Below are 11,771 nucleotides of genomic sequence, written 5' to 3'. Positions count from 1 at the left end.
AATAAAGTAATACGACTGTAGCTCAGTTGGTTAGAGCACTACCTTGACATGGTAGGGGTCGGTGGTTCGAATCCACTCAGTCGTACCAACATTTAAAAAAGTATAATTGAAGGAAAAAGCACTACCTACTCTTGATCACCCGGTCCAAAGGTCAGTAGTTCTAATCCACTCAGTCGTACCAACATTTAAGTAAAACCTCAAAAATTGTACGACTGTAGCTCAGTTGGTTAGAGCACTACCTTGACATGGTAGGGGTCGGTGGTTCGAATCCACTCAGTCGTACCACTTCAAAGTAATAAAAAAAACTAAAAATACCGAAAAATAAGCACTACCTACTCTTGATCACCCGGTCCAAAGGTCAGCAGTTCGAACCCACTCAGTCGTACCAATTAAACTATACATTTCAAACGGTTAAAAACCTAAATAATCTATCTATATAATTTTTACGCTGAATTTAAATTCTAAGTTTTTATTATTTTGTATTCAAAATTTAGAACTAACTAGAGCCAAATCCAAAAAACCGTCCTAAATATTATGCTTTTCATCGAGTTGTTCTTAAAACAATATCTGAACGCCTAAAGCTATTTTCAGTTAAAATAGACCACTTCTTAGCAAGTGTATAACTTTACATTAGTTTAGATTGAGTGGTAATAATACCACCTAAATTAGTGTCCGGTTTTATTGAATCACAACAAAGAGTCCCTATGTGGTATTACTTACCTTAAACTCATTTACTTGCTTAATGTTTTTATTTAGTTTTAACAATACCTCAATAAGTGTATCAAGCTCTTTTTGTGAAACCCCTTGTAATAACAATCTTTCTCGCTCTAAAGCTACATAGAGAATTTTATCATGTAACTTTTCACCTTTTTCCGTCAGCTTTGCTAATGATGAACGACCATCTTTAGCATTTTTTATAAAGCTAATATGGCCTAACGTTTGTAATTGTTTTAAAGCTCGACTAACAGCTGCTTTATCTAGGCCAATCACCTGACAAATACGATTTGCAGAAATGTTAGTTTCTACTTTCAGCATCGCTAATACACGCCACTCAATAACGCCTACATTAAAGTTTTTTCGATAGCATACAGATGCACCACTTGAGAGTTTATTAGAAAGAAAATTTACAAGCGCAGGTATATAACGTTCAAGATCTAGCTGCTTAGCACTAGGTTCTTTGGGTTTAGAAGGCATTGGTTTTTCCAATTTTTAGGTATAAATAAATTTTACTAGGTAAATCTTGAGATTAAAACTATTTATGATCATTGCTTATTACGATCTAAGAGTTTTACATTCATAACGTTAACACTAAGTTAATCTCTACACCCAAATTATAGTTGACACCTCAACTATAATTCAACATTATAAACATAAAGTAACAAACATTAGGAACTTTATGTTTTCAGTAAACGTACGCAGTAAAAAGGTTGAAACACCTAATACTGTCAGTTTTGAGCTAGTACCTATAAATGGGCAAGCTTTACCTAAATTTGATGCGGGTAGCCACATTGATGTGGTGCTTAATGATAAAATAACTCGTCAGTACTCACTTATCAGCCATCCTCAATCCGATGAGTTTTATAAAATAGCGGTATTAAAAGATGCCAATTCACGAGGAGGCTCAATTGCACTTCACTCTGATGTGCAAGTCGGTGATACATTATCAATTTCTGATCCTCGCAACCTCTTTGCACTCAATTTAACTCATAATAAAGCACTATTATTCGCAGGCGGTATAGGCATTACTCCGATAATCTCAATGGCAAGAGAGCTTGATATTAACGGCGTTGATTTTGAGCTTCATTATCATGCTAAATCCCCCGTAGAGGCTGCTTTTTATCAAGAATTGCTAGAGTGTTCATTTTCTGAAAAGGTATTTTTTCACTTTTCAACCCAACCAAAAAAAGATGCCAAAGAACTTATTGGTGAATTTAAAACGAATACTCATTTATACACATGTGGCCCAGCAACTTATATGCAATATATTTTTGACAGTGCAAAGTCAAACCACTGGAAAGACGAGTACTTACACAAAGAAAACTTTAAAGCAGAACCTAAAGCTGAGAGTTCTGAAAACATTCCGTTTAAGCTCATTTTGAGCCGCTCAGGCTTAGAAATTGATGTTTCTGCAGAGCAAACCGCACTAGAAGCAATTGAAGAAGCGGGTATTGAGTTAGACGTATCGTGCGAAATGGGAATTTGCGGAACATGCGTTACCTCTGTGACATGCGGTATACCTGACCACAGAGATGAATTTTTTACTGTTGATGAAAAGGCAAAAAACGATAGGTTCACACCCTGTTGTTCAAGAGCGTTAAGCGATTCTTTAACTCTAGATTTATAGAGAAAATTTTAGATACTAAACTTTACACGAGACACTTATGACCACACATACACAAACTAATTCGGACGCTAAAACACCCTTTCCTCTTAATATGTGGTATTTAGCAGCACTAAGCAAAGAGTTAACAGATAAGCCACTAGCGCGCACTTTATTAAACACCCCTATCGTTTTGTTTAGAGATGCACAAGGCCATGCTAGCGCACTTGAAGATCGTTGTTGCCATCGCCAACTGCCTTTATCGATGGGAACACTTGAAAAAGAAGGATTGAGATGCGGTTATCATGGTCTATTATTTAATGGCCAAGGCCAATGTCTTGAAGTACCAGGGCAAAAAAAAGTTCCAAGAAAAGCAAAAGTAATGCCTTTTACACTTAAAGAGCAAGATGATTTAATTTGGATTTGGTTTGGTTCAGAGCAAGGCTCAACTCCTGTTCAAGACCCACCTCGCTATCTTTATCATTCTGACGAAAAATATGTTTACGATGGTGATGTATATCACTACCAAGCACCATTTCAACTCATACATGACAACTTACTCGATCTTAGCCACCTAGGTTACGTGCACCTTAAAACTATTGGTGGTGACGCTAAAACGCATATGCATGCACAAATGGATGTAGAAGCTATAGGTGATAAAGTGACCGTAAAACGTTACATGCCAAATTCAACCCCGCCACCAACATATACAGCTGCTTATCCATTTAAAGATAAAATAGATCGCTGGCAAGAAATTGAATTCTATCCATCACATTTAAGGATATGGACTGGCGGTATTGACGCAAACAGTGAATCGGTAACTAACCCTAACCGTGGCGGCTTTCATATGCGTGGCTTACATTGCATAACTCCAGAGACAGAAGAAACATGTCATTATTTTTGGACTATATCAACAAACCCAACAACTGATATTGAAAACGTAAAACAAAAAGTAGTAGAGCAAACTCGTTACACGTTCAATGAAGACAAAGTGGTTATTGAAGCGCAACACAAATCAATGAAGCACTTTAAAGGGCAACCTATGATTGATATCCATGTTGATACCGGTGCAAATCACGCTAGGCGAATAATTAAGCGCTTATGTGAAGCTTAAAGGCTTGTTTTATTTATATTAAAAAAATACGGTATTACTTTTTCAATGGCCTACAAAGTAATACCTCATCATATTGGACCAAAAATACGCTAATTAAAAATTACGTAGATACTTAGTAGACCAGCTTGCTACCTCTGTTGCTATTGGCAATAATAAACACATTAAAAAACCCATGTTCTCAAACACCACCTTTTATTATTTTTATAGTCTATGCGTTTAAGGATCATATTTGTTTAAACTCCCTATTACTACCATCGCGCTTATAATTGTATGCAGCGGATCTATTATCGGACCTCTCGGCATGGCCGGCGTCAACATAGCTATTCCAAATCTTGCAGAGGATTTACAAGCAAGCGCTAAAATGATTGGTTGGATGCCGACCCTTTACTTACTTAGTAGCGTGATATTTATGCTGCCTTGCGGGAAAATAGCCGATAACTATGGTCGAAAACGAGTATATGCATTTGGTTTAGGCCTAAATGCACTAGCATCACTGATGTGTGCTATTGCGTCATCAATTGAATGGGTACTTTTTTGGCGTTTTGTACAAGGCGCTGCAGGTGCCATGATTTTTGGTATTGGTGTTGCAATTATTACTTCTATTACGCCAGATAATAAAAGAGGCATGGCACTGGGCACCTCTGCAGCGTGTGTGTATATAGGCTTAAGTGCAGCCCCTGCAATAGGCGGTTGGCTCACCGAAATATGGGGATGGCGGGCTGTATTTTACTCTCAAATTCCGCTTGTCCTTCTGCTACTACTTGCTATTAAACTTTTTTTACATGGTGAGTGGAAAAACGATAAAAAATCCTCGTTTGACTGGTGGGGTACTGCGCTTTTCTCACTCTTTGCAATATGTTTAGTATTAGGACTCAGTGATTTACCCACTATGACTGGATGGGGTTTAACATTACTTTCGGTAATAAGCTTAGGATTATTTATTATTCACCAAAGTAAAAGCAGGCGACCATTAATCAGAGTACAAATGTTCTTAGAAAGCAGAGTATTTAGCTTATCGCTGTCTACATCGTTTTTAATGTACGCCAGTAATTTTTCATTGGCTTTTTTGTTAAGCTTATATCTGCAATATATTAAAGGGTTAAGTCCTTCTCATGCTGGCCAAATCGTGTTACTGCAAGCGGTTTCTATGGCCATTATGGCACCATTGTCTGGTAAACTTTCAGATAAATTACAGCCACGCATAATAGCTACATTTGGCTGTATAATTGTTATGGTCAGCTTTTTTTTACTATCACTGTTATCTATGGACTCAAGTATCACATACATAAGTGGCTCACTGTTATTGTTAGGTATTGGCTTTGGCTTATTCTCAACGCCTAACAATAATGCAATTATGGGTGCTGTAGATAAGAATGAGTTAGGCGTAGCCTCTTCTTCCATGAATTTATCACGAACAATTGGTAATTTATTTGGAATGAGCTTGGTAAATTTAATTGTGCATTATTACTTAGGGGACAGCACGTTTTCAGCGCAACATAGTCATGCTTTAATGAGTACAATTTCACTCGCGTTTAACGTGTCTTTAGGCTTTGTAATTCTAGCAAGCTGTATCTCGGCATTTCGTGGGAAAGCCTAAATTATGCGTTGCTGATACGGGTTACACGTATAAAAGTAATTATAAATCGTTTTATACGTGTAAGTGTATTTATAAATCGAGTGTTATGGACCCTGTTTTTGCTCTTGAACAACACGGCATAATCAACTTGCCTTGTGCTTTTTCTTTGTCTGTTAAAAAAACATCGCGATGTTCCGGATTGCCTTCCACTACACCAGTTTGGCAAGTGCCACAAACTCCTGATTCACACGCAACTGGTATAAATATCCCATTAACCTCTAGCACTTGAGAGATAGACTGCCCTTCGCCTACAGTAAACTGTTTACCTGAGCTAGCAATTTTTATAGTGAATGACGTGTCTTTTGAAATATTTTCAGCAACCACTGGTGCGGCGAAGTACTCTCGATGCAATCTCTCCTCAGACCAACCCAGCAAACGAGCATGATTTAATACATATGTTATAAACTCAGCAGGGCCACATATATACAAGTCAATATCATGAATATGCTCACTTAGCACCTGTTCTACATCCATACGACCCGATTGCAATTCTTGGCTAAAGTGAAACGCTATTTTATCGCTAAACGACCCTAATTTTAATGCTTCAACAAATGCTGCAGTTTCAGAAGATTTAGCGCAATAGTGAAATGCGAAAGGTGTCCCTAAACTATGTAATGTTTGAGCCATCGTTAATAATGGCGTAACCCCTATTCCACCTGCAATCAGTAATGTATTTTTCTTTGGATTCAGCAATGAAAAGTGATTTTTTGGTTCACTTACTTCGACTCTATCCCCTATTTGTAGGCTATGTACCTCTGCTGATCCACCACGAGATTGAGGATCTTTTAATACTGCAATTTCGTAGTAACGTGGGTCGCACTGTAACCGACATAGAGAATATTGACGAAGCAAACCATTTGGTAGCTTTATATCAATATGTGCACCTGCCTCAAATGGTGGCAAATCCTCATTGTCAGCGCATCCAAGTACGAGCCTAACAACTGCCTTTGCTTCAACGACCACATTTTTAACAATAACTGAAATCATCCTAATTCCCTTTGTTAAAATGTTACTGATTGGAGCGGTAGCTCGTCTGTAGATATATTTTTCGCATTTATTTCTTTATCAATTAAACGCTCAATGATACGTCGCGACTGAACACCACCTGCATCTATATCAAGCTTTAAAAGATCAAATTGCGGGAAATTCTTCAGATTTTGCTGCTGACGCTCTAATACCTCTAAATCTTCTTGGAAAATACTGCCTTGCCCTTCTCTAATTTTATCAGTTAATGTAGCGTCTTGGGCATTAAAGTTACGTGCCATCCCCCAAAAGTACCACATCGTATTTTCAGTCTCAGGAGTAATAAAATCAACCACTGTACTGCTCGCTTTTTTATTTTTTGGTGCATCAAAACCACCATAACCAGCATGTGCTACACCCACATCAATCATTACATGTGATGGCGGCATAAAGCGACAAATTTGCCAACGGTCTACTAGTGTATCCGATGCAAGCCCATTTCCCTCCAGAGCAGTTCGCCAAAATGGCGGTGCCATAATATTCTCCATATAACGGCGACAAAAAACTTTATCGCCTTCTACTTTAGTTTGCACCGGAGACTCATCAATTTCTTTTTGACCTATACTACTAGCATGAACGTAGGTTTCATGAGTTAAGTCCATTAGATTATCGATCATTAAACGATAGTCGCATTTTATATGATATAACCCCCCCCCATAGGCCCAAGCATCATCTTCAGCCCAAGGTAAATGTGGGATAAGATCTGTATTTGCAGCCTCTTTATCACCAGGCCAAACCCAGATAAAACCAAAGCGCTCCTCAACTGCAAATGACTTCATACACGGAAATTTCTGCACACGTTGCAGCGGCATTTCTTTTGTTTTACCGTCCTCACCCATTTTTAGACCATGATAGCCGCATACAAGCAAGCCGTCCTCAACATATCCTAAAGATAAAGCTGCGCCACGGTGTGGACAAAAATCTAGCACCGCAGCTACTTTTCCATCCGCCTGACGATAAAAAGCAATACTTTGATCACACACTTTTCGGCCGAGTGGTTTTTTGTGATTGATTTCATCACTCATTGCCGCCACATACCATGTATTTTTAATAAAGGTCTGCTTAGCCATACCTTGATCTCCTGTTGTGTTTTTGTTGTCATTGGATCCAATATAAACTAATAAACAAGATAAATGAAACAAATACGCACGTATTGGATCCATATAATTTTCTTTTTTGTACTTTTAGTCACGCTTTAGTTGTAAATTCACACTATTTCAATGACTATATGCAGTGTAGATTCCTAATTGGATCCAGTTTAAAAAGTAATTAAGGTAATTTTTTATGACTAAGTCAGGCCAAAATGCAGTAACCACATTGCGACAAATGATTTTAACTGGAGCACTAAAAACCGGAGAAAGGCTAGTTGAAATTGCCACTTCTGAACGTCTAGGTGTTTCAAGAACGCCGGTACGAATTGCATTTAGAACACTTGAACAAGAGGGTTTGTTGACCAAACTTCCTAGGCGTGGCTACGAAGTTCGCTCAGTCTCACCAATTGAAATTGAAGGCGCTATTGAAGTAAGAGGAGTATTAGAGGGCCTAGCTGCTCGACAAGCTGCTGAAAACGGCCTTAATGAAGAACAAAAACATGAAATGCAATCCCTGCTTACTTGTGGTGATTTATTATTTGAAGGGGCCGAGCTAACTGAAGATGACTTAGCAACCTACCATGATATGAACCGCCGTTTTCATCTACTAATTATTGAAGCGTCGGGTAACTTGGCTATCCAGGCTGCACTATCTAAAAATGAGCACCTACCATTTGCATCGGTAAGCGCGCTTGCCATCGACAAAAATAATATGCAAAAAGAGTTTAAACGCTTTGCATTTGCCCATCAGCAACATCACCACGTATTTCATGCAATGCTTTCTCGCCAAGGTGCTCGTGCTGAAGGAATTATGCGTGAGCATGCACAAGCAACACTCGGTTACGATCGAAACTATCACCGAACAGAGCTTAAAAACATACTCACTGTTATTTCGCACGCAAATAAATAACCTGCGCAGGAGTGTTACTCACTCTTACACATTGAATGAGCCATATTCTGTAAGGTATGAAGCTTGCTAATAAAGACGGCCTTTAAATATTACAACTTATTAAGCCTTTGTGCGCTCACGCGAAACCAACATAGCAATGCCCATACCACCACCAATACAAAGTGTTGCTAACCCTTTTGTTCTATTAGCTCGCTGCATTTGATATATCAGCGAGACTAAAATACGACAACCTGAAGCACCTATGGGGTGGCCTAAAGCTACCGCCCCCCCATTTACATTTAATTTTTTAGGATCAAGCCCTAATTCATTAGTTACATGCAGCGCTTGGGCTGAAAATGCCTCATTAGCCTCAATTAGATCAATATCACCGACTTGCCAATCCGCTTTTTTACACACGGCTTGCGTAGCGGCTATAGGCCCCACCCCCATATAAAGCGGATCAACGCCTTCACAAGCGGTAGCTTCAATCACAGCTAAAATAGGTAAACCTAGCTCTTTGGCATGGTCATCTGTGGTTACCACAACCATCGCTGCACCATCATTTATAGTAGAACTATTTCCGGCAGTAACTGAGCCACCTTTTTTGAACGCAGGCCTAAGCTTACTAAGGTTTATAATTTGTGTATCAGCTTTTACTGATTCATCAACATCAAAACTCTGGATATCGCCTCCACGTTTTACAATATGAATAGGGGCAATTTCATCTTTGAATAAACCACTACTAATAGCATGTGCTGCTTTTTGCTGTGAATGAACTGCAAATTTATCTTGTGCTTCTCGTGAAACCGAAAATTTTTCGGCAATATTTTCGGCGGTTACTCCCATATGAATATTTTCACCACTATCCCACAGCCCATCTTTTATTAAGCTATCAACCAGTGATAAATCACCTAATTTTTTAGGTACTCTATTATTGGGTAATACGTGCGCTGCCTGAGACATACTTTCTTGCCCACCTGCAACCACCATTTTAGCATCGCCGCAAAGAACTGATTGCGCAGCCAATTGCACCGCTTTTAGTCCTGAGCCACATACGTGATTAATAGTAAAAGCAGACACACTAATAGGTAGTCCAGCATTAAGTGCTGTTTGCCTTGCTGGATTTTGACCACAACCTGCTGTTAGCACCTGCCCTAAAATTACCTCCTCAATGTGTGGCTTTACTTGAGGTGTTTCATCAAGAACGGTTTTAAGTAACTGACTGCCTATTTCAATGGCTGACAGACTTGCCAAACTTTGTCCAAAACCGCCAATTGCAGTTCTTTTGGCTGCCACAATAACAGCCTTCATGCTACCACCTCGGGCAAGTCCATTTCTGGTACATACTCAGGAATAACAAGCTCACCTGCTGTTAACCGTTGAATATCTTCTACCGAGACATTCGGCGCCCTTTCTAACAAATGAAATTTACCGTCTTTAATTTCTATAAAAGCTAAATCAGTTAATACTTTTTTAATACAACCTTTACCTGTTAATGGCAATGTACAATTTGCTAATAACTTTGATTCACCATGCTTTGATGCATGAGTCATTGTGACAATAATATTATCAGCACCCGCCACTAAATCCATAGCGCCTCCCATCCCTTTAATTAACTTACCAGGGATCATGTAAGACGCAATATTACCATTCACATCTACTTCAAAGGCACCTAATACGGTTAAATCAACATGCCCGCCACGGATCATGGCAAACGACTCTGCACTATCAAAAATTGAGGCGCCCGTAGCCATTGTTACCGTTTGTTTACCTGCATTGATTAAATCAGCATCAAGTTCATCTTCTGTTGGAAATTGCCCCATACCTAACAATCCATTTTCAGATTGAAGCATCACTTCAATGCCTTCAGGCACATAGTTCGCCACCAGCGTTGGAATACCAATACCTAAGTTTACGTAGTATCCATCTTGTAATTCTTGCGCAACACGCATTGCTAATTGTTCACGAGATAAAGCCATTGTTACACTCCTTCAGCTTGCGAAGCACGAATAGTGCGTTGTTCTATACGTTTTTCAAATGAACCTTTAATAATACGATCCACGTAAATGCCAGGAGTATGAATTTCATCTGAATTTAATTGTCCTGCCTCTACAATCTCTTCAACCTCTGCCACCGTAATTTTCCCCGCTGTAGCCGCCAAAGGGTTAAAGTTACGTGCTGTCTTTCGATAAACTAAATTACCATACGTATCGGCTTTCCACGCTTTTACAATGGCAAAGTCACCTTTTATCGATTCTTCTAAAATGTAGGTTTTACCTTTAAAGTTACGTTCTTCTTTTCCTTGTGCAACCTGAGTTCCATAACCCGTTGCGGTGAAAAAGGCAGGAATACCGGCACCACCGGCACGCATTTTTTCGGCTAATGTACCTTGAGGTGTCAATTCAACATCCAGTTCACCAGACATCATTTGTCGCTCAAACTCTGCATTTTCACCAACATAAGACGCAATGATCTTTTTGATTTGTCGTTTTGCTAGCAGCAATCCTAAACCAAAGTCATCAACACCACAGTTATTCGACACAAGCGTTAACCCCTTAGTACCTTTTTTTTGTATTTCCTTAATTAAATTCTCTGGTATACCGCATAAGCCAAAGCCACCAGCTAAAACGGTCATACCGTCTTCAAGTCCTTCAAGCGCTTGAGAATACGTAATTACTACTTTATTAAATCCAGCCATTGTTTAAGTCCAAATTAAGAATGTATTTATTAGTTTGACAACAAAGCAAGATATAGTTAATTTTATAATTATGTTTTATTAATTAGTTTTTCTTATAAATGAATATAAGACAATTGAAGGCATTTACGCAGGTGGCTTCCAGCCTAAGCTTTGTAGAAGCCGCAGCTAAATTACACTTATCGCAACCCGCGCTTAGTTTAAGTATCAAAAATTTAGAAGAGAGCTTGGGCGGTAAATTATTAACTCGCACAACACGTACATTAATACTCACCCAAGAAGGTAAAGCATTTTTACCTGTCGCTAAAAACTTATTAAACCAAATAGACGCAGCAGAACGAGAGATGAATAAGCGATTTGCACTGGATCTTGGGCATACATCTATCGCAGCCATGCCCTCTTTTGCCAGTTCAATTTTGCCAAAAATAATTAAGCGTTTTCATACAAAGTACCCAAACATAAAACTCTCAGTGGACGATGTGTTATCTGATACGGTTATTGACTTGGTAAATGCTGACTTGGTGGAACTCGGTATTTCATTTGAGCCTAAACATAATGGTGACTTAGTATTTCATCCGCTGTATAACGATCAATTTATTGTGGTTTTACCTCAATTTCATCCGCTTGCTAAGTGCCATAGTATTAGTTGGTCGGAGCTACTAAAGTTTGAGTTAATTACTCTGCAAAGTCCCTCTTCTGTCAGAGGGCTAATTGAAGACACTCTCTCGCAGCATAACATTGCACTCAACCCTGCATTTGATGCGCACCAGTTAGCGACAGTTATAAGGATGGTGAGTAATGATTTAGGAGTGGCTGTTGTACCTGCACTTTGCAAAGAGCAAGCATTAGAAGCAGGCGTAATATGCAGAGAAATAAATTCCCCTATTATTGCAAGACGTGTAGGCGTTATTTCTAAACCTATCACGTCTTTATCTATCGCGGCTAAATCAATGCTTGAAACAATTAAGCTCTATTCATTGGAGTTAAGAGATTGAATTTAGGT

At 38.9% G+C, this 11,771-nt stretch carries 11 protein-coding genes and 2 tRNA genes; 7 read left to right on the top strand and 6 right to left on the bottom strand.

Going from position 1 to position 11,771, the window contains the following annotated elements; all coding sequences use genetic code 11:
- Positions 1-11: 11 nt before the first annotated feature.
- A tRNA-Val gene (locus H5115_RS02655) sits at positions 12-88 on the top strand.
- 120 nt (positions 89-208) lie between these two features.
- Positions 209-285: transfer RNA gene (locus H5115_RS02650), tRNA-Val, on the top strand.
- A gap of 417 nt (positions 286-702) precedes the next feature.
- On the opposite strand, the gene H5115_RS02645 is transcribed toward H5115_RS02650, so the two are convergent.
- Positions 703-1,194, bottom strand: coding sequence for a MarR family winged helix-turn-helix transcriptional regulator (locus H5115_RS02645; RefSeq protein ID WP_182681183.1), 492 nt, complete (start codon positions 1,192-1,194; stop codon positions 703-705).
- A 202-nt stretch (positions 1,195-1,396) separates the two neighbouring features.
- Between H5115_RS02645 and H5115_RS02640 the strand changes: the two genes are divergently transcribed.
- The 3 genes from H5115_RS02640 (at position 1,397) to H5115_RS02630 (ending at position 5,031) form a co-directional block, all read left to right on the top strand.
- On the top strand, positions 1,397-2,344 hold the full coding sequence (locus tag H5115_RS02640) for a PDR/VanB family oxidoreductase (RefSeq protein ID WP_182753510.1): 948 nt from the start codon (positions 1,397-1,399) through the stop codon (positions 2,342-2,344).
- A gap of 37 nt (positions 2,345-2,381) precedes the next feature.
- On the top strand, positions 2,382-3,434 hold the full coding sequence (locus H5115_RS02635; protein WP_182753508.1) for an aromatic ring-hydroxylating dioxygenase subunit alpha: 1,053 nt from the start codon (positions 2,382-2,384) through the stop codon (positions 3,432-3,434).
- 244 nt (positions 3,435-3,678) lie between these two features.
- Complete coding sequence (locus tag H5115_RS02630; RefSeq protein ID WP_404936117.1) at positions 3,679-5,031, top strand: MFS transporter; 1,353 nt, start codon at positions 3,679-3,681, stop codon at positions 5,029-5,031.
- 69 nt (positions 5,032-5,100) lie between these two features.
- Here the strand turns inward: H5115_RS02630 and H5115_RS02625 are convergent, their stop codons facing one another.
- Both H5115_RS02625 and H5115_RS02620 read right to left on the bottom strand, forming a co-directional pair.
- On the bottom strand, positions 5,101-6,057 hold the full coding sequence (locus H5115_RS02625; protein ID WP_182753504.1) for a PDR/VanB family oxidoreductase: 957 nt from the start codon (positions 6,055-6,057) through the stop codon (positions 5,101-5,103).
- 14 nt (positions 6,058-6,071) lie between these two features.
- Positions 6,072-7,163 carry an aromatic ring-hydroxylating dioxygenase subunit alpha gene (locus tag H5115_RS02620; protein WP_182753502.1) on the bottom strand — a complete coding sequence of 364 codons (1,092 nt, stop codon included), beginning with the start codon at positions 7,161-7,163 and terminating at the stop codon, positions 6,072-6,074.
- Between the two features lie 214 nt (positions 7,164-7,377).
- Between H5115_RS02620 and H5115_RS02615 the strand changes: the two genes are divergently transcribed.
- On the top strand, positions 7,378-8,094 hold the full coding sequence (locus tag H5115_RS02615; RefSeq protein WP_182753500.1) for a GntR family transcriptional regulator: 717 nt from the start codon (positions 7,378-7,380) through the stop codon (positions 8,092-8,094).
- 99 nt (positions 8,095-8,193) lie between these two features.
- Here the strand turns inward: H5115_RS02615 and H5115_RS02610 are convergent, their stop codons facing one another.
- The 3 genes from H5115_RS02610 to H5115_RS02600 are packed head-to-tail and all read right to left on the bottom strand — an operon-like array spanning position 8,194 to position 10,771.
- Complete coding sequence (locus tag H5115_RS02610) at positions 8,194-9,384, bottom strand: acetyl-CoA C-acetyltransferase (RefSeq protein ID WP_182753498.1); 1,191 nt, start codon at positions 9,382-9,384, stop codon at positions 8,194-8,196.
- A complete protein-coding gene (locus tag H5115_RS02605; RefSeq protein WP_182753496.1) occupies positions 9,381-10,052 on the bottom strand; it encodes a 3-oxoacid CoA-transferase subunit B in 672 nt (223 codons plus the stop codon). The genes H5115_RS02610 and H5115_RS02605 overlap by 4 nt, the downstream gene beginning before the upstream one ends.
- A 2-nt stretch (positions 10,053-10,054) precedes the next feature.
- Positions 10,055-10,771 (bottom strand): CoA transferase subunit A, encoded by a 717-nt coding sequence (locus tag H5115_RS02600; protein ID WP_182681175.1) that lies wholly within the window; start codon positions 10,769-10,771, stop codon positions 10,055-10,057.
- A 98-nt stretch (positions 10,772-10,869) separates the two neighbouring features.
- Between H5115_RS02600 and H5115_RS02595 the strand changes: the two genes are divergently transcribed.
- A complete protein-coding gene (locus tag H5115_RS02595) occupies positions 10,870-11,763 on the top strand; it encodes a LysR family transcriptional regulator (protein ID WP_182753494.1) in 894 nt (297 codons plus the stop codon).
- Positions 11,764-11,771 lie beyond the last annotated feature (8 nt).

The organism is Pseudoalteromonas sp. SR44-2, assembly GCF_014163745.1.
In the GTDB taxonomy this organism is placed as follows: Bacteria; Pseudomonadota; Gammaproteobacteria; order Enterobacterales; family Alteromonadaceae; genus Pseudoalteromonas; species Pseudoalteromonas distincta.
The sequence above is the reverse complement of the archived record's forward strand: the minus strand, read 5'-3'. Positions and strand labels throughout refer to the sequence as shown.

Excerpts from the sequence above, each read along its gene's own strand:
- H5115_RS02625 (WP_182753504.1), bottom strand. The coding sequence starts at position 6,057 with ATGATTTCAGTTATTGTTAAAAATGTGGTCGTTGAAGCAAAGGCAGTT.
- H5115_RS02635 (WP_182753508.1), top strand. The coding sequence starts at position 2,382 with ATGACCACACATACACAAACTAATTCGGACGCTAAAACACCCTTTCCT.
- H5115_RS02640 (WP_182753510.1), top strand. The coding sequence starts at position 1,397 with ATGTTTTCAGTAAACGTACGCAGTAAAAAGGTTGAAACACCTAATACT.
- H5115_RS02600 (WP_182681175.1), bottom strand. The coding sequence starts at position 10,771 with ATGGCTGGATTTAATAAAGTAGTAATTACGTATTCTCAAGCGCTTGAA.
- H5115_RS02620 (WP_182753502.1), bottom strand. The coding sequence starts at position 7,163 with ATGGCTAAGCAGACCTTTATTAAAAATACATGGTATGTGGCGGCAATG.
- H5115_RS02605 (WP_182753496.1), bottom strand. The coding sequence starts at position 10,052 with ATGGCTTTATCTCGTGAACAATTAGCAATGCGTGTTGCGCAAGAATTA.
- H5115_RS02610 (WP_182753498.1), bottom strand. The coding sequence starts at position 9,384 with ATGAAGGCTGTTATTGTGGCAGCCAAAAGAACTGCAATTGGCGGTTTT.
- H5115_RS02645 (WP_182681183.1), bottom strand. The coding sequence starts at position 1,194 with ATGCCTTCTAAACCCAAAGAACCTAGTGCTAAGCAGCTAGATCTTGAA.
- H5115_RS02615 (WP_182753500.1), top strand. The coding sequence starts at position 7,378 with ATGACTAAGTCAGGCCAAAATGCAGTAACCACATTGCGACAAATGATT.
- H5115_RS02595 (WP_182753494.1), top strand. The coding sequence starts at position 10,870 with ATGAATATAAGACAATTGAAGGCATTTACGCAGGTGGCTTCCAGCCTA.